Source organism: Halobacillus hunanensis, assembly GCF_900166655.1.
Taxonomy (GTDB): domain Bacteria; phylum Bacillota; class Bacilli; order Bacillales; family Halobacillaceae; genus Halobacillus_A; species Halobacillus_A hunanensis.
Genome location: NZ_FVZB01000007.1, coordinates 730,413 through 748,424, shown reverse-complemented (window position 1 = coordinate 748,424; position 18,012 = coordinate 730,413). Strand labels below are relative to the sequence as shown.

Below are 18,012 nucleotides of genomic sequence, written 5' to 3'. Positions count from 1 at the left end.
GTCACCCCCGAATAGATTCATCGAGCAGCGATTGCAACTTTTTCGCAAATCCTTGGTCAAGAACTGCGATCGCAACTCTCCCTGACTTCCCCATGGCTTGTGAAAGAGTTTCACGATCATCCACCACATAGCAGGGTATTTGATAAGAGCTACATTTATCTGTAAGCTTCTTCATCGTTTGTTTTCCAGTATCATTGGCAATAAGGACCAATTTTGCCCGGCGCTTCTGGATATCTTTTACAATATGTTCCTCGCCAAGCGTCAGCTTCCCTGCCCTTAATGCCAGTCCAATGATATTTAAGTAAGAGCCAGCCATTAGTCTTGAACCTCTACGATGGCTCTTAGTTCGTCATAGATGTCAGCTTCTACCTTGGCGTTTAAGTGACGGTTAAGTACTTGCTGCTTTTCTGCCTGCTCGATGACATCAAGGCTTTTTGAAATATAAGCTCCTCGCCCATTTTTCTTCCCTGTCTGGTCGACAAATACTTCTCCGTCCTTATTACGCACAACTCGGATCAGCTGTTTCTTTGGCTTCATCTCCTGCGTAACTACGCATTTACGCAGTGGTATTTTCCTTTGTTTAGGTTGGGCCATCTGATTCGCCCCCTTATTCTTCTGTTATTTCGTCTATTTCTTCTTCATCTGAAGCTGGTTGTTCGGTTAGCACACCCTGCTCAACCGCTTCACTTTCACTCTTTATATCAATTTTCCAACCTGTCAATTTAGCTGCGAGACGAGCATTTTGTCCTCGTTTACCAATGGCTAAAGATAATTGATAATCCGGTACTATGACCGTGGTTGCTTTTTCCTCTTCATCTACGAGTACTTCTACTACCTTTGATGGGCTAAGCGCATTTGACACATATTCAATTGGGTCCTCGGACCATTGAACAATATCAATTTTCTCACCCTTTAACTCATTCACGATAGCTTGAACACGCTGGCCTCGCTGACCTACACACGAACCAACCGGGTCTACTTCCGGATCCCCTGCATGAACAGAGATCTTTGAACGGTCTCCCGCTTCCCGGGCAACAGACTTCACTTCTACCGTTCCATCATATATCTCAGGAACTTCCATCTCGAATAAGCGTTTCAACAGGCCAGGGTGGGTTCTAGATACATAAATATGAGGTCCTTTATTACTATTTTCTACTTTAGTGACAAAAACCTTCAAACGATCATGAACATCATACGTTTCAGTCGGCATCTGTTCACCTTCAGGCAACCTGGCTTCAATCTTGCCCAAATTGACATAAACGAACCTTGGGTCTTTTCGTTGAATAATACCTGTCATAACATCTTCTTCGCGGTCCACATATTCACCGTAAATGATGCCGCGTTCTGCTTCACGGACACGCTGAGTCACAACTTGTTTAGCAGCCTGGGCCGCAATTCTTCCAAAATCTGCCGGAGTCACTTCTACTTCAATGACATCCTCCAAGTCGTAATTCGGGTCAATGTCTTTAGCTTCTTCCAATGAAATCTCCTGTTGAGGATCCATAGACTCTTCAACGATGGTTTTTCTTGCAAAAACCTTCATGGAACCCTCGTCTTCATTAATATCAACACGAACGTTTGTTGCCGAGTTAAAATTCTTCTTATAAGCCGAGATTAGCGCAGCTTCCAGCGCTTCCAGCAATAAATTTTTGTCAATGCCCTTTTCCTTTTCTAAATAATTCATGGCATCAAAAAGTTCACTACTCAACAGCTTTCTCCCCCTTAGTTAAAAGTGACAGCCAAATTTGCTTTGGCAATTTTGTCAAAAGGTACCTCTAGTTGCTTTTTACGCGATTTAATACGTATTTCAATCGTTGCTATATCATCTTCAAATTGCACTAATGTACCTTCAAATTCTTTTTCATTCTCCATTGGTTCGTATAACTTCACATAAATATGTTTGCCTGTTTGTTTGATGAAATCTTCTTTTGTTTTCAGAGGCCGTTCTGCACCAGGAGAGGAAACCTCCAAAAAGTATGGCATGTCGATAGGATCAATTTCATCTAATTTTTCACTTAGCTTTTCAGATACTTGCCCGCATTCTTCAATATCTATACCTTCAGGTTTATCAAGAAAGACGCGCAGAAACCAATTCTTGCCTTCTTTCTTAAATTCGATATCTACAAGTTCAAGATTCATGTCTTTAGCAATGGGAATAACGAGTTCTTCAGCAATTTCGGTTACATTTTTACTCATGGAATCCCTCCTTTTACTCCTGTTTATTGACGATTTGGTGTGATTCTATACTTTTCATCTTCCTTATTATCGTTCGAAAGGAAACCGCTATGAATAAGTTCATAGCGGCTTTCTTGCACAATGATACGAGTCCTTCTAAGTAAAGAAGAGCCGTAAATATAAACGAAAGAGTGGGTTTCCCCACTCTTTCGCCCGACTCTATCGTTCTAATCACCATAAAAAATATACCATAGATACTACATTTATGCAAACCATGAAGGCGAAAGCTCCCGGGTAGACACGAATTAAGGAAGTTCGACTAAGACCAGCACGTCCTGGACCCAACACCGAACGACATCACATCGTGTAGGGATATTTCAACGCCAAACTAAGGCTAGGGTAAAATTAAACTTCTTAAGCAACAAAACTTACGATGTGCTATTTTAGCGAAGAAAATATACGGAGACTCCTGCGGGAGGAAAGGCCTAGGTGAGCCCCCACAGTGCGCCAGCACGAGGAGACTCAACAGCCGCGCGGAAAGCGAAGTATATTTTCGTAGCGGGTTATATACACCAACCATAGTTTCTGCTTAGTTCGAATTTCTATTTGATGAAACCCTTTTGTCCTAACCTAAAGAGCCAACGTCGAACTGCCCCACGTCGTGTGGGGCATGAGCTCCAATACTTGATTTAAAAAAGCGAAAGTTGATTTTCTTCTGGCATCCCAGCTAAACAACCTTGCTGATCTAAATACTCAAGGACTGTCTTTGAAATACGACTGCGTTCACGTAAATCCTGCTTGGAGAGAAATTCTCCTTCCCCTCTCGCGTTAACAATATTAATCGCAGCATTTGTACCTAAACCATCAACAGCATTAAATGGCGGAATTAATTGATTATCCTCAACCAGAAAGTCCGTTGCACTTGATTCATACAAATCGACACTCTTAAAGCCATACCCTCGTTCACACATTTCCAGCGCCAATTCGAGCACAGTCATTAAGCTTTTCTCTTTAGGTGTTGCATCTAAACCTTTCGTTTGGATCTCTTCAATCCGTTTACGAATAGCATCAGATCCTTTAATCATCGTCTCTAGTTCAAAGTCACTTGCTCTAACGGTAAAGTACGCCGCATAAAAATAAATAGGGTAATGAACTTTAAAGTAAGCGATTCGAACGGCCATCAACACGTAGGCTGCGGCGTGAGCTTTCGGGAACATATACTTAATTTTTTTACAGGAATCAATATACCAATCAGGGACACCATGCTTTTTCATCTCTTCGATCCATTCATCCTGAAGACCACGGCCTTTTCGCACAAATTCCATGATCTTAAAGGCCAGCGATGGTTCAAGCCCCTTGTGCATGAGATATACCATAATATCATCCCGGCAGCCAATTACTTCAGGCAGTGTACAAATCCCATCATTAATCAGCTGTTCAGCATTTCCGAGCCACACATCAGTTCCATGCGAAAGTCCGGAAATAATGACGAGTTCAGCAAATGTCTTCGGTTTTGTGTCCTCAAGCATTTGTCTTACAAAACGTGTACCAAATTCAGGGACACCTAGCGTGCCTGTTTTACACATGATTTGCTCGGCCGTTACACCCAATGCCTCAGGACCACTGAAAATTCTCATCACTTCCGGATCATCAACGGGAATTTCTTTCTGATCAATCCCGCTTAAATCCTGCAGCATACGAATTACTGTCGGATCATCGTGTCCTAGAATATCAAGCTTGAGCAAGTTATCGTGAATCGAATGGAAGTCAAAGTGCGTGGTCTTCCATTCCGATTTAGTATCATCGGCCGGAAATTGAATCGGTGAAAAATCAAAGATGTCCATATCATCCGGAACGACAATGATTCCCCCTGGATGCTGACCAGTTGTCCGTTTGACACCCGTACATCCTTGTACCAGTCTATCGATTTCAGCATTTTTATACTGCAGCTGGTTATCGCCGGCATATCCTTTCACATACCCATAGGCCGTCTTCTCTGCAATCGTTCCAATGGTGCCGGCACGATATACATTGTCTTCACCAAACAACACTTTTGTGTAGTTGTGGGCATGTGGCTGATACTCACCAGAAAAGTTCAAGTCAATATCTGGGACCTTATCTCCTTTAAAGCCCAAGAACGTTTCGAATGGAATATCCTGGCCATCTTTTTTATAAGCCGTTCCGCACTCAGGGCAATCTTTTTCGGGAAGGTCAAAACCACTCCCGATCGAACCATCAGTAAAAAACTCATGATGACGGCAATTCGGACACACATAATGAGGCGGCAGCGGATTTACTTCAGAAATCTCGGTCATCGTGGCAACGAGCGAAGAACCGACAGATCCGCGTGACCCTACTAAATATCCATCTTCAAGTGACTTGGTCACCAGTTTTTGAGAGATTAGGTAAATAACGGCGAATCCATTACCTATAATACTCTCAAGCTCTTTTTCTAATCTCTTTTCCACGAGCTCTGGTATAGAATCACCGTAAAGACTCCTGGCTTTGTTGTAGGACATTTCCCTAATTTCCTGATCAGCACCCTCAATGTTAGGGGTGTACAAATCCTCTTTAACCGGATTAATCACTTCAATGCGATCATTAATGGCATGTGTGTTGGCTACAACGACTTCTTCTGCTTTCTCCTTTCCTAAAAAGGAGAATTCTTCTATCATCTCATTGGTCGTTTTAAAGTGAACGTCAGGCAGTGTTTGACGATTGAGCGGATTTCCGCTTTGAGAAGAAATGAGAATTTGCCGGTACATTTTATCATGGGGTTCTAAATAATGCGTGTTGCCTGTAGCTGCAACCGTCTTACCTAAACGTTCGCCCATTTGTACGATTTTTTTCAAGATATCATAGATTTGCGCTTCATTCTGAACAAGGTCCTTTTCGATCAAATGGGCATAGTTCCCAGGCGGCTGGATTTCCAGAAAATCATAGAATTCTGCCACTTTCTCAGCTTCTTCCGCTGATTTCTGCATCATTGTCTCAAAGACTTCCCCTTTATCACAGCCAGACCCTATGAGCAGCCCCTCTCTCAGCTTAGCGAGACGGGACCTTGGCACACGAGGGACTCGATAATAATAATTTACATGAGCTTCTGACACGAGGCGGTACATATTCTTTAACCCTGTGCTATTGACAGCAAGCAAAGTGACGTGGGAAGGACGGGAGCGCTGATAAGCCTTTCCTTCCCCCATGTAGTCATTGAGATTGCTATGATTCGTTATTTCACGTTCGATTGCCTTCTTGACCAATTTCCATAGTAAATACCCTGTTGCTTCCGCATCATAAATCGCCCTATGGTGTTGGGTCAATTCAATATCGAAATGTTTACAAAGGGTATTTAATCTGTGATTCTTCAACTCTGGTACAAGAAATCTAGCAAGCTCAAGGGTGTCAATCACAGGGTTTGACGATTTCGGATAATCGATCCGCTGGAACCCAGCATTAAGAAAGCCCATGTCAAAGCTGGCGTTATGAGCAACTAAAATGTCATCGGCCATCCATTGATGGAAATCTTTTAACACGTCGCCGATTTCCGGAGCATCTTTTACCATATCATCCGTAATGCCCGTGAGATCAATTGTCGTTTGGGAAAGCGGATGATGAGGGTTGGCAAACGATTCAAAGCGGTCAATAATTTCTCCACCTTTTACTTTGACAGCAGCGAGTTCAATAATTTTGTCATAGACAGCAGACAATCCAGTTGTTTCTACGTCAAAAACAACATACGTATCTGTTTCAAGGTCACGATCCTGGGGCTCGTAAGCGATGGGCACCCCGTCATCAACTAAATTAGCTTCCATGCCATAAATCACCTTTACACCTTGCTTCTCTCCAGCAGCATGTGCTTCTGGATAAGCTTGAGCAACCGCATGGTCGGTAATCGCTATCGCTTCATGACCCCAATTCGCAGCCTGAGCAATCAGCCGGGTAGCAGATACAGGGGCATCCATTTGACTCATCGTAGTATGAGCATGCAATTCAATTCGCTTTGCTCCCTCAGCCGCTTCATCCTTGCGTAATTTGGGAGTAATTTCGTTAATATCATTGGCCATCATCGTTAATTCATTTGTGAAATTATCTGTCTGGATGCTTCCCCTTGCCTTAATCCAAATCCCTTGGTTCACTTGTTTAAACATTTCCGCGTGGTCATCTCCACGGGAGAACATTTTAATGGAAAATGAATCAGTATAATCGGTAGCTTTTATCAGCAATAAATGGCGGCCGGACCGCAACTCTTTAATCTCTGCATCGAACACATATCCTTCGATGACCTTACGACGCTCTTCCTCTTCAATGCTTGCCATTGATTCAGAGTCCTCTTGAATTTTATAACCGATTTCAATTGGACCCTTAGGTTTGCTAACTTCTTTCTCTTTAGCACGCTCTTCTTGTTCTTTAACGGCCTTTTGAACAAGCTGTTTATCTTCTTTCTGACGTTCTTCCTGGAACTTCTTCAATTCCTCATGTTCTTCTTTTACACGTGTTGTCAACATAAGCGCCGGTAAGCCGGACTGTCCGCAGAAACTCTGCAGCGGTGTTTCTAGTTTCTTTTTCACGGCATGACTTTCCGCCAGGTTTCTGCAAGTTAACGTAATCTTATTACCGTTAATTTCAGGGTGCTGTTCCATTAACAAATCTTTATACCCTGGTGACAAATTGGTCATAGATTGGATGAACCCCCGCCAATACTCCCCCATCGTTTCAGGCGGGAGGGATGGATCGGACGTATTGATCGTCCAATCGATTGCAGCAATGGACCTGAACGCTGCCTGTAACTTACTTGTAAAAAGCTGATACACAGAAGGCGGCAGTACACGGGGAAGCGAAAAATAAAAATGCCATTTCTTCTCTGCTTTATATACAATCAGTTTTTCAAGTGAGCTGTCTGTAAAGTGAGGCTGTATCAGATCTTGAGGAAACTGAATTTGCTCCAATAAATAATGCATTTTCTCCTGGTTGGTTACACCCAATGTGATTCCTCCCTATAGGCGGGTATTCATGGATACGATCTTGGTTGCATAAGCATGTTTGAAAGAGGATAAACCTTACTGTTTAAACCACTCATTCACAGTAGACAGCACGTCGGATTGATCAACTTCGGACTGTTCTCCGGTTGTACGCTCTTTCATTTCAATGATGCCTTCTCCCGCCCGTTTTCCTACGGTTAATCGCAGCGGGATGCCAAACAAGTCACTATCAGCAAACTTTACACCGGCTCTTTCTTTGCGATCATCATAAAGTACTTCAATTCCCGCTGTCTTAAGTTGTTCATATAATTGGTCTGCCAGCTGTTTCTGCTCCTCTTTTTTAGGATTTAAAGAAAGCAGATGAACCTGGAAAGGCGCAATATGAGCCGGCCATGTAATGCCGCGCTCGTCATTGTACTGTTCAACAATGGCCGCTACTGTCCTTGAGACACCAATTCCGTATGATCCCATAACCATCGTCTGAGCCTTACCTTGGTCGTCTAAATAACTCGCATTCAAGTTATCAGCATAAAACGTACCCAGTTTAAATACATGGCCCACTTCAATTCCACGAGCAAATTGAATATGGCCTTGTCCATCCGGGGAAGGATCTCCTTCTTTTATAAAACGGAGGTCAGCATACTGGCTTACTTTAAAATCCTGTTGAGGAGTGACATTGACAAAATGGTACCCCGCTTCATTTGCACCACAGGAGACATTTGCTAAAGCTTCTACTGCATAATCTGCTACGACTTCAACCTCTTCAGAGACGCCAACAGGTCCTAGTGATCCAAACCCTGTACCGAGCAATTCTTTTGTCTTTTCTTCACTGGCAAGTTCCACGATATCTGCATCGTAAAGGTTCTTTAATTTAATATCGTTCACTTCATGATCTCCGCGTGTTACCACCATGACATAACGGTCATCTACTTTAAACATAATGGACTTTAAGCCCGCTTCTAATCCATGCCCTAGATAATCCGCAACATCCTGCATTGTTTTCTGGTCCGGGGTAGAGACCTTTTCCATCTGCTTAGGGGCGTCTTGGGACTTTTCATAAGTCATGATTACCGGAGCCATTTCGATATTGGCGGCATAGTCTGATGTGTCTGAATAAGCAATCACATCTTCCCCCACATCTGAAAGCACCATAAATTCGTGGGTATCCTTTCCACCCATCTGGCCTGAATCTGCAATAACTGCGCGAAAGTTTAGCCCAAGGCGTTTGAAAATATTTGAATAGGCCTGGAACATTTGGTTGTAGCTCTCATCCAGACTCTCGAAAGATTCATTAAACGAATAAGCATCTTTCATTAAGAATTCACGTCCGCGCAGCAGTCCAAAGCGGGGACGCTTTTCATCACGGAATTTATTCTGAATTTGAAAAACCGTTAACGGCAAGCGCTTATAGCTTTTTATTTCATCCCGAACGATACTTGTGATCACTTCTTCATGGGTGGCTCCTAAAGCAAAGTCTCGTTCATGACGATCATGAAGGCGCATGAGCTCAGAGCCATACGTAAACCAACGTCCGCTTTCCTTCCACAACTCTGCAGGCTGAAGGGCTGCCATCATCATTTCATGAGCCCCGATCTTCTCCATTTCCTCACGGACGATATCCTCTACTTTACGTAAGACCCGACGACCGATGGGCAGAAAACTGTAAATACCTGATGCTATCTGACGTATGTAACCAGCACGTACGAGAAGCTGATGGCTTTTAATTTCGGCATCTGCTGGAACTTCTTTTAATGTTGGGATTAACATTTGACTTTGTTTCATACATTCCACCTCTTCTTTTTCATTTAAAAATAGAAGCTGGAAGCGAAAGAGAGACCTGTACCCTCTCTGCTTCCAGCTGGCCATTTACAAGAATAAACGTTGGATATCATTCCATGTAACTACTAACATCAATAACATGAGCAAGGCAAAACCAATAAAGTGAACAACACCTTCTTTTTGCGGGTCAATTGGCTTGCCCCGTACCCCTTCAAGCCCGACAAACAGTAATCGCCCGCCATCTAGTGCAGGAAGCGGTAGAAGGTTCACAATTCCAAGGTTTACACTAAGGATCGCCGTCCACATAAGGAAATTCATAAAGCCCGTTTGCACGACACGGTCTGTAGCATCATAGATGCCCACGGGTCCTGACAACATATCCAGTGAGAACTGACCAGTTACAAGCTTACCGAGGTTCGTTAAAATTAACGTTCCCCATTCATAAGTCTGCGTAAAACCATAGGTCAGTTTCTTAGTAAAGGATTCCTCGAAAGCTCTGGCCACACCTACTTGACCAATCGTTAATTCCCCTTGCTGGATTTGTGCTGGAGTTACATCGATTTGTACAGTTTGTCCATCGCGTTCTACAGTTAACGTGACTTGTTCTTCAGGGTGGTCCCTCACTATTTGAGTGAATTCCTCCCAAGTATCAAGAGGCTCACCGTCTATACCTACTACTTCATCGCCTGCCTGCAATCCAGCTTCTTCAGCTGGTGAATCAGGTTGAATATCGCCAATCAATGCATTATTAGCAGGCACTCCCTGCACAAAGCCTAGAATCATAAATAAAATGATGGCAAGCACAAAGTTCATCATCGGCCCTGCAAAAAGCTGCATCGCGCGTTTAGGGACTGATTTTGAAGCAAATTGCCGGTCATATGGAGCAATTTGTGTTTCTTTTTCATCCATCACAAACATTGCTTTTGGATCAACTTCAAAGGATAGTTTCTCATCTTCGTCGATTTCGTACCCTTCAATGATGAGACGATGATCGAGATCAGCTCGCTCTACTTCGATTACTCGTGCATGGGGATGTTTAGACTTATTGTTAACAATAATCCGGCTTACTTTACCCTGCTGGTTGAACTCAAGTCCAATATGATGGCCCGCTTTTAGTTCAACAATTTCGGGATCCTCACCTGCTACCCTTACGTAACCGCCGATAGGCAGCAAACGAATGGTATACAACGTTTCGTTTTTCGTAAATGCAAATATCTTCGGACCGAATCCGATCGCGAATTCACGAGCTAGCATTCCAGCTCGTTTTGCAAAAATGAGATGCCCCCACTCATGTACAAACACTAGCAGGCCAAACATGAGTATAAACGCAATTACTGTTGTCAAATGAAGCACCTTCCTTTTAGAGGTTGTTCAATCGCGTACGGTTATTTTAATTGAAGACGGACTCTTTTTCTCGTTTCCTCATCGATAGATAATATGGTAGACAAGTCTGGCTTATGAATTGTTTTATGCTGGGTCAGTTCTTGTTGAATCAATTGTTCGATATCAAGGAAGGAAATTTGTCCTTCTAGGAATAACTGAACAGCTTCTTCATTGGCGGCATTTAATACTGTTGTCATGGAGCCGCCTTCACGACCGGCTTCAAAGGCCATTCTTAAACAAGGAAACCGTTCCAGGTCCATCTTTTCAAAATGAAGTGCAGCGATTTCTTCAAGGTCAAGTCGTTTCGTATGTTCTAACGGGTAACGCTGCGGATAGGTTAAGGCATATTGAATCGGTACTTTCATATCCGGTGTGCCTAACTGTGCCATAACACTCCTATCTACAAACTCAACCATCGAATGAATGACACTTTCTCTATGCAGAATAACATGAATTCGTTCATAAGGCACATCAAAAAGCCAATGAGCCTCGATTACTTCCAATCCTTTATTCATCATAGAAGCTGAATCAATCGTGATTTTCGCTCCCATACTCCAGTTTGGATGATTAAGAGCATCTTCAACCGTCACACCTACAAGTTCTTTTCTTTTTTTGTCGCGAAAACTTCCGCCAGAAGCTGTGATCATAAGTTTATGGATATCTTTCTGCCGCTCCCCATTTAAGGATTGGTAGATGGCTGAATGTTCACTATCTACTGGTAAGAGCGGCACATTATTTTTTCGTGAGGCTTCCATAACTAAATGCCCGGCAGTCACCAGCGTTTCTTTGTTGGCAATCGCAATCGTTTTCCTGGCTTCAATAGCTTGAAGTGTAGCTTGCAGACCAATGCTGCCCATGACGGCATTCACGACTACATCTACTGGATCCGCAACGCTTGCTTCCACCAGTCCATCATTTCCAAATAAAACCGGACCGCCTTGCCATTGCTTTTCCAGTTCCTGCTTCGTTCTCTCATCTTGAACCACAACTAAAGAAGGTTGAAATTCTTGAATGAGCGGCAGGGCCTTATCTATATTTTTACCAAATGCCATAGCATATAAAGAAAATTCTTCTTTATGCAGCCGCAGCACTTCTAATGTTTGAATTCCTATAGAACCCGTTGCCCCAAGTAATGCAATTTGTTTCACCAGGGAATTCCCCTTTCACTACTAAAAATTATTCAGCCAATGTAACTTACTATAGACAGTACCCATTCCATCGTTTGCAAATTAATAAGCGCCGACTCCTCTTCTGGAATAAATCCAATTAGATGGAGAATAGGCAGCATGAAGATAAGACTGTCAAAGCGATCCAATACACCGCCGTGCCCAGGAAGGATCTTCCCTGAATCCTTTACAGCATAATGTCGTTTTAAGGCAGATTCCACTAAATCACCGATTTGACCCGCGATAGAGATAATAATGGTCACGATTAACACAATAAACAATGAATGGGAGAACGGCTCAATGGTATGAAAGACATAAGCCACCACACACGCTAGCACAACACCGCCAATTGATCCTTCAATTGTTTTCTTAGGACTAATTTGCGGCCACAATTTGTGTTTGCCGAATAACCGCCCAAAGATGTAAGCACCTGTATCTGTAGCCCAAACCACAAACAATGCATAGAAAATAAATTGCAGGCCTTCCTCTCTCGTAACGATCAAATAGTAGAAACCCATGCCTATATAAATGGCTGACAGCAACAGGAATCCAACATCGTCAAACGTAAAGCGATTTTTAACAAGAACAGTGTAACTTAATAGGATCAGTACTGCTAACAGGGTCAATTCAGACTTTGTTATCGGTACATTATAGCCTCCAAACATTCCCTGATTATACATCAACGTCCACATGAGCAATAACGTGATAACAGAAGCAATTGAATACCTGGCTATTTTTTTCATACGCATAAGCTCATATATGGCTATGCTTGCAATAAGATAAACGAAGGCTTGAAATATAACATCGCCAAGCATAACGATAGGTAGAAAGATTAATGCAGCAACCACTGCTGTAATTGTTCGTTGTTTCATAGTACGTCACACCTTATATTCCGCCATAACGACGTTTGCGATTTTGATAGTCGTGTAGGGCTTGTTCAAATAATTGTTCATCAAAATCCGGCCATAATACTTCTGTAAACCAGAACTCTGCATAAGCAAGCTGCCATAACAGAAAGTTACTCAAACGCTGCTCTCCACTGGTACGAATGAGCAAGTCGGGTTCAAATAGATCTGCTGTATATAAATGAGAAGAGAACAATTGTTCGTTTATGTCCGAAGTGGAAAGCTCTCCATTTTCTACTCGTGCTGTAATTTGCTTGACGGCCTGGACCATTTCAAAACGACTTCCATAATTAAGAGCAAAATTTAAGATAAGTCCATTGTTATCAGAAGTTCGTTCAATAGCTTCTTCGACAGCCTTTCGAGTATGCTCCGGGAGAAATTCTGTGTCCCCAATGGTTTGTACTTGCACGTTTCTTTCAATAAGTTCCGGCAAATATGTATTTAAAAAATCAATGGGTAATTTCATTAGGAAATCCACTTCATTTTTCGGCCGTTTCCAATTTTCTGTTGAGAACGCATAGAGTGTGAGTACACTGACGCCTACATCAGATGCATGACGAACAATTTTCTTGACTACACTCATTCCTTCTTTGTGGCCTGCTATCCTTGGCAAACCTCGCTTCTTAGCCCAACGACCATTTCCATCCATAATAATTGCTACATGCTTTGGAATATGATCAGCATCAAGACTTTGAGATTGCTGCGTATTTTTTTTCTTATTTTTAGTAAATGGAATCTTGATTGGCATGCCATCATCCCCCAGTCCGTTGGTTCCACTCTTTCTATTATATACTATTATCCTACATCATGCCGCTCTTCACATAAAGAGCCCCTGGAAATTTAAATCATAACCAGTGTACAGCATTTGTAATTAGGTTTCATTATATGACATGATATTCTAGAGTGTTTGACAGGTAACAAGCTTACTATTGCAAAATAAAAACCGCACTGCCAAACAGCGACAGTGCGGTTTTATACACCTATTGGCCTAATAGATCAAACTTCCATAATTTCGTCTTCTTTAGACTTAGCTAGTTTATCAATGGAGGCAATATTTTCATCGGTTACTTTCTGAACATCATCCTGATATTCACGAAGATCATCTTCAGTCAGTTCACCGTCTTTTTCCATTTTCTTTAAACGATCATTGGAATCACGACGAATATTACGAACTTGAACTTTAGCTTCTTCTGAGTACTTACCGACCACTTTTGCTAAGTCCTTACGGCGTTCTTCTGTAAGTGCCGGAATATTAATACGGACTACATTACCGTCACTGGAAGGTGATAAACCAAGATCAGCTTTCTGGATCGCTTTTTCGATTTCTGAGATAGCAGATTTATCATAAGGTGTGATGACAAGTAAACGCGGTTCAGGCGCACCTACCTGGGCCAACTGGTTCAACGGAGTAGCAGCACCGTAATAATCTACATAAACACTATCTAATATAGAAGGGTTCGCTCTTCCTGCTCTGACGGTAGCCAATTGACGAGAATAGGCCTGCACCGCTTGTTCCATTTGTTGTTTTGTTTCTTTAATCACGGCATCTGACATGATTATTTCCCCCTTACAATCGTTCCAATATTTTCGCCCATTACGGCTTTCTTAATATTACCCTCTTCTGTAATAGAGAATACCAGTAAATCGATATCGTTGTCCATACATAAAGACGAAGCCGTAGAATCCATTACACCTAAACCTTCATTCAAAACGTCCAAATAGGATATTTTATCATATTTCTTCGCTTCAACATTTACTTTAGGGTCATCAGAATACACGCCATCCACATTATTCTTAGCCATTAAGATCACGTCAGCCTCAATCTCTGCTGCACGTAATGCTGCAGTAGTATCTGTGGAAAAGTAAGGATTACCTGTCCCGGCAGCAAAAATAACAACTCGCTTTTTCTCCAGATGACGGATTGCTTTTCTACGTATATAAGGTTCAGCTACCTGTCTCATTTCAATTGAGGTTTGCACACGTGTCTGAATCCCTATATTTTCCAAACTGTCCTGCAGGGCGAGAGAGTTCATAACTGTCGCAAGCATCCCCATGTAATCGGCATTTGCACGGTCCATGCCCATCTCACTTCCGACCTTGCCTCGCCAAATGTTTCCCCCGCCAACAACAACAGCAACTTCCACACCTAATTCAGCAACCTCTTTAACTTGTTGGGAGATAGATTGTATAATAGTTGGTTCAAGACCGAAACCTTCTTTACCGCTTAGAGCTTCCCCACTTAGTTTTAATACGATACGTCGATAGCGAGCTGTAGTCATAGCAACCTCCATTTATTCCTGATCTTTTCCTGTTGATCATGTTGTATCTATTCCTATGTAACATGTTTTAAAATAGGGAACACATTGTGTCCCCTATTTTAAAGTCTGGCTTATTTTTTAACTTGACTCATAACTTCATCAGCAAAGTTTTCTTCACGTTTTTCCATGCCTTCGCCAACCTCGAAACGAGTAAAGCCTTTAATTTCACCGCCGGAGGAAGCTACATATTTCTTCACTTTCTGGTCTGGATCTTTAACGAAGCTCTGCTCAAGCAGGCAAATCTCTTCAAAGAATTTATTCAGACGGCCTTCCACCATTTTCTCTACGATCTTCTCAGGCTTACCTTCGTTTAAAGCCTGTGTTTTCAACACTTCGCGCTCACTGTTCACTTCTTCTTCAGAGATCTCATCACGAGAAACGTAACGAGGGTTAACTGCTGCAACGTGCATCGCTACATCTTTTGCTACAGCCTCATCAGTTGAACCTTCAAGAACAGTCAGTACACCGATGTTTCCACCCATGTGCATATAAGCACCAAAAGCATCGTTGTCTGTCTTTTCTTTGATCACAAAGCGACGAAGAGAGATCTTCTCGCCGATTTTAGCTACCATATCTGTGATATAGTCATTGATTTTATCGCCGTCACCATGAAGTTTTTGCTCAAGTGCTTCTTCTACTGTTTCTGGCTTCTGGCTGACAAGATGCTTACCAAGCTCTTGTAAAAGTGTTTTAAATTGGTCATTTTTTGTAACGAAGTCAGTTTCACAGTTCACTTCAAAAAGCGCTGCTGTATTGCCTTCTACTACTACATGAGCAGCACCTTCTGCAGCAATGCGGTCCGCTTTCTTCTGGGCTTTAGAAATCCCTTTTTCACGAAGCCATTCCATTGCTTTATTCATGTCACCATCATTTTCAGTCAGGGCCTTTTTACAATCCATCATTCCAGCACCTGTTTTTTCACGAAGTTCTTTTACCATCTTAGCATTAACCGCCATGAGTTAGCCTCCTTTGTAATCTGGACCTTACTACTATTGAAAGTTTTTATTATTTTACTCTTAAAAAAGGTGATAAAAGGTCTGCCCCCTTATCACCTATTGAACCGTAACCTACTCTTGTACAGCTTCCGCTTCTTCAGCTTCTTCTGGTACTTCAGTTTCTTCACCTTGCTTGGCTTCAAGAACAGCATCTGCCATTTTTGAAGTCAGCAATTTAACGGCACGGATTGCGTCATCGTTCGCTGGGATGACATAATCAATTTCATCCGGGTCACAGTTTGTATCTACAATACCGATTACCGGGATATTTAATTTATGAGCTTCCGCGATAGCAATGCGCTCTTTACGAGGATCAATAACAAACATTGCATCCGGAATTGAAGTCATTTCTTTAATTCCGCCTAAGAACTTAACAAGGCGATCTTTTTCTTTAAGCATATCAACGACTTCTTTCTTCGGAAGTACGTCAAATGTTCCATCTTCTTCCATACGCTCGATATCAATCAGACGATTAATACGCTTACGAATGGTTTGGAAGTTTGTTAGTGTACCACCTAACCAGCGCTGGTTAATGTAATACATCCCACAGCGTGTCGCTTCATCGCGCACTGTGTCTTGTGCTTGTTTTTTCGTACCTACGAAAAGGATGTTGCCTCCGTCTTCTGCAACTTGTCTAACGTAGTTAAATGCTTCATCTACCTTCTTAACCGTTTTTTGCAGGTCGATGATGTAAATTCCGTTACGCTCTGTGAAGATGTATTTCTTCATCTTCGGATTCCAGCGACGGGTTTGGTGTCCAAAATGAACACCAGCTTCTAGCAACTGTTTCATTGAAATAACAGACATGTTTATTCCTCCTGTTTGGTTTTTTAGTATCCTCCGCCTTCATCATCTCTCATCACTAACTCTTCTTTGAAGAGCAACCAGTCATAAAATTAGAAGACGTGTGTATTGACACCGACAGTAAATATACCATAACGACACTATTCATTCAAGTATATTTCATTATTTTGTATGTTGAAACTTAACGAGCAATTCAGCTTCTGTTTTTCCGATATTCAATTTGCGGGCGATCTCTTCAATGTTCACACCATTGTTATACATAGCCATCACCTGGGATTGAAGGGATGGTACATATTCATCTTCTTCCTGCACAGGTAAAGGCGGGCTGTAGACTTCGTTGGTTTGATCCCCCGCCGTCTCTGTATGATCAGGCTCCTGCGGCCGGGGTTCTGGGTTGCTTGCAGTAGTGCGATCCAGCCACTTATCCATTTTTTTATTCTCTTCTCTTATGTCCATAAGGTACTGATTAAATACTTCTTCAATTTCGCTTGCGACTTGTTTCTGACGCAATTCTAATTCTTCTGCGTGCTTTACTTTCTTAAACAATGCCATAATGATAAGAATTAAGACACCATGTAAAATAAAACTGATTGTTAGTAAAAAATAAATCATTCTGCTTCACTCACCTGCTCAGGAGCTGTCTTCCCACCCATATATGGGCTGCAGGGACGACAACTTTCATATTGAAGAATGGCTTAGCTAACAACCTCCATTAATGATTGGCGTAATTTAAAAATAGCCTTAGCATGAATTTGCGAGATTCTAGAGGTAGTCAGTTCCATAATTTCTCCTATTTCTGTTAACGTCAACTCTTCTGTATAGAATAAACTGACGACTAACTGTTCCTTCTCATTTAAGCGTTTAATTTGATCCGCCAACTCTTTATAGTCTTCTTCCTTGATAAGAGATTCCGTCGGCGAGAGTGTGTCCTTATCAGGGATGGAATAGCCGATACCCTCTTTATGCTCGTCCTGGCCGTCATTCGTTTTTTCTTCCATTGACAGAACATGAGCAAACAGTGAATCCTTCATAATTTCTTCGACATCACTTTTCGAAAGATTAAGTTCGTCAGCAATTTCAGAGGATGTCGCAATACGGTGATACTTCTGTTCGATACGCTCAGCTGCTTGTTCAATCTTCTTTACTTTGTCACGAACGGACCGCGGCAGCCAATCTTCTTTGCGAAGCCCATCCATAATCGTGCCCCGAATGCGAAAGGAAGCATATGTATCAAATTTCAAGTCGCGTGTCGTGTCAAATTTTTTCAAAGCGTCGTACAATCCTAGAAACCCCAGGCTGTGCACATCATCTTTACTAACACTTCTTGGCAAATGTGCTGAAATTCGCTGCACATGGAAATTGACTAAGTATGCATAGTGCTGCACCAATTGATTGGCTGCTTCCATGTCTTGTTCATTTATCCAAAGACCCCATAGCTCTTGTTCTTGAGGAGATATAGAGCTGGTCATGATCATCCCTCCTCAGTTTTGGTCAAAAATGATTATCCA

16 protein-coding genes are annotated in these 18,012 nt (G+C 42.2%); all 16 read right to left on the bottom strand.

What is annotated here, in order from left to right:
- Position 1: 1 nt before the first annotated feature.
- The 16 genes from B5354_RS16430 to B5354_RS16355 all read right to left on the bottom strand — a co-directional run bounded on the left by B5354_RS16430 (position 2) and on the right by B5354_RS16355 (position 17,973).
- The gene (locus tag B5354_RS16430) at positions 2-316 is read right to left on the bottom strand and encodes a YlxQ family RNA-binding protein (protein ID WP_079529884.1); all 315 of its coding nucleotides are present in this window, start codon (positions 314-316) and stop codon (positions 2-4) included.
- Positions 316-594: an RNase P modulator RnpM gene (gene rnpM / locus B5354_RS16425; protein WP_079529883.1), complete on the bottom strand. Its 279-nt coding sequence runs from the start codon at positions 592-594 to the stop codon at positions 316-318. The genes B5354_RS16430 and rnpM overlap by 1 nt, the downstream gene beginning before the upstream one ends.
- A gap of 13 nt (positions 595-607) precedes the next feature.
- Entirely contained in the window at positions 608-1,708 is a 1,101-nt protein-coding gene (gene nusA / locus B5354_RS16420; RefSeq protein WP_079529882.1) for a transcription termination factor NusA, read from the bottom strand.
- A gap of 14 nt (positions 1,709-1,722) precedes the next feature.
- On the bottom strand, positions 1,723-2,196 hold the full coding sequence (gene rimP / locus B5354_RS16415; protein ID WP_079529881.1) for a ribosome maturation factor RimP: 474 nt from the start codon (positions 2,194-2,196) through the stop codon (positions 1,723-1,725).
- 668 nt (positions 2,197-2,864) lie between these two features.
- Positions 2,865-7,157 carry a PolC-type DNA polymerase III gene (locus B5354_RS16410; RefSeq protein WP_079529880.1) on the bottom strand — a complete coding sequence of 1,431 codons (4,293 nt, stop codon included), beginning with the start codon at positions 7,155-7,157 and terminating at the stop codon, positions 2,865-2,867.
- Positions 7,158-7,232: 75 nt separating this feature from the next.
- Positions 7,233-8,936: a proline--tRNA ligase gene (locus B5354_RS16405; RefSeq protein ID WP_079529879.1), complete on the bottom strand. Its 1,704-nt coding sequence runs from the start codon at positions 8,934-8,936 to the stop codon at positions 7,233-7,235.
- Positions 8,937-9,020: 84 nt separating this feature from the next.
- Positions 9,021-10,277 carry an RIP metalloprotease RseP gene (gene rseP / locus B5354_RS16400; protein ID WP_079529878.1) on the bottom strand — a complete coding sequence of 419 codons (1,257 nt, stop codon included), beginning with the start codon at positions 10,275-10,277 and terminating at the stop codon, positions 9,021-9,023.
- Positions 10,278-10,318: 41 nt separating this feature from the next.
- Positions 10,319-11,464 (bottom strand): 1-deoxy-D-xylulose-5-phosphate reductoisomerase, encoded by a 1,146-nt coding sequence (dxr, locus tag B5354_RS16395; protein ID WP_079529877.1) that lies wholly within the window; start codon positions 11,462-11,464, stop codon positions 10,319-10,321.
- A 32-nt stretch (positions 11,465-11,496) separates the two neighbouring features.
- Entirely contained in the window at positions 11,497-12,354 is an 858-nt protein-coding gene (locus B5354_RS16390; RefSeq protein ID WP_079529876.1) for a phosphatidate cytidylyltransferase, read from the bottom strand.
- A 13-nt stretch (positions 12,355-12,367) separates the two neighbouring features.
- Complete coding sequence (locus tag B5354_RS16385) at positions 12,368-13,135, bottom strand: undecaprenyl pyrophosphate synthase (RefSeq protein WP_079529875.1); 768 nt, start codon at positions 13,133-13,135, stop codon at positions 12,368-12,370.
- 248 nt (positions 13,136-13,383) lie between these two features.
- On the bottom strand, positions 13,384-13,941 hold the full coding sequence (frr, locus tag B5354_RS16380) for a ribosome recycling factor (RefSeq protein WP_079529874.1): 558 nt from the start codon (positions 13,939-13,941) through the stop codon (positions 13,384-13,386).
- A 2-nt stretch (positions 13,942-13,943) separates the two neighbouring features.
- Positions 13,944-14,666, bottom strand: coding sequence for a UMP kinase (gene pyrH / locus B5354_RS16375; RefSeq protein WP_079529873.1), 723 nt, complete (start codon positions 14,664-14,666; stop codon positions 13,944-13,946).
- 110 nt (positions 14,667-14,776) lie between these two features.
- Positions 14,777-15,661 (bottom strand): translation elongation factor Ts, encoded by an 885-nt coding sequence (gene tsf, locus B5354_RS16370; RefSeq protein WP_079529872.1) that lies wholly within the window; start codon positions 15,659-15,661, stop codon positions 14,777-14,779.
- 111 nt (positions 15,662-15,772) lie between these two features.
- Positions 15,773-16,507 carry a 30S ribosomal protein S2 gene (rpsB, locus tag B5354_RS16365; protein ID WP_079529871.1) on the bottom strand — a complete coding sequence of 245 codons (735 nt, stop codon included), beginning with the start codon at positions 16,505-16,507 and terminating at the stop codon, positions 15,773-15,775.
- Between the two features lie 159 nt (positions 16,508-16,666).
- Positions 16,667-17,116, bottom strand: a complete 450-nt coding sequence (locus B5354_RS16360; RefSeq protein ID WP_079529870.1) for a DUF6115 domain-containing protein — start codon at positions 17,114-17,116, stop codon at positions 16,667-16,669.
- 83 nt (positions 17,117-17,199) lie between these two features.
- On the bottom strand, positions 17,200-17,973 hold the full coding sequence (locus B5354_RS16355) for a FliA/WhiG family RNA polymerase sigma factor (protein WP_079529869.1): 774 nt from the start codon (positions 17,971-17,973) through the stop codon (positions 17,200-17,202).
- Positions 17,974-18,012: the final 39 nt, after the last annotated feature.

Coding starts and splice junctions, on each gene's coding strand:
- B5354_RS16430 (WP_079529884.1), bottom strand. CDS start 316: ATGGCTGGCTCTTACTTAAATATCATTGGACTGGCATTAAGGGCAGGG.
- rnpM (WP_079529883.1), bottom strand. CDS start 594: ATGGCCCAACCTAAACAAAGGAAAATACCACTGCGTAAATGCGTAGTT.
- rimP (WP_079529881.1), bottom strand. CDS start 2,196: ATGAGTAAAAATGTAACCGAAATTGCTGAAGAACTCGTTATTCCCATT.
- B5354_RS16405 (WP_079529879.1), bottom strand. CDS start 8,936: ATGAAACAAAGTCAAATGTTAATCCCAACATTAAAAGAAGTTCCAGCA.
- B5354_RS16390 (WP_079529876.1), bottom strand. CDS start 12,354: ATGAAACAACGAACAATTACAGCAGTGGTTGCTGCATTAATCTTTCTA.
- B5354_RS16385 (WP_079529875.1), bottom strand. CDS start 13,135: ATGCCAATCAAGATTCCATTTACTAAAAATAAGAAAAAAAATACGCAG.
- frr (WP_079529874.1), bottom strand. CDS start 13,941: ATGTCAGATGCCGTGATTAAAGAAACAAAACAACAAATGGAACAAGCG.
- pyrH (WP_079529873.1), bottom strand. CDS start 14,666: ATGACTACAGCTCGCTATCGACGTATCGTATTAAAACTAAGTGGGGAA.
- tsf (WP_079529872.1), bottom strand. CDS start 15,661: ATGGCGGTTAATGCTAAGATGGTAAAAGAACTTCGTGAAAAAACAGGT.
- rpsB (WP_079529871.1), bottom strand. CDS start 16,507: ATGTCTGTTATTTCAATGAAACAGTTGCTAGAAGCTGGTGTTCATTTT.
- B5354_RS16360 (WP_079529870.1), bottom strand. CDS start 17,116: ATGATTTATTTTTTACTAACAATCAGTTTTATTTTACATGGTGTCTTA.
- B5354_RS16355 (WP_079529869.1), bottom strand. CDS start 17,973: ATGACCAGCTCTATATCTCCTCAAGAACAAGAGCTATGGGGTCTTTGG.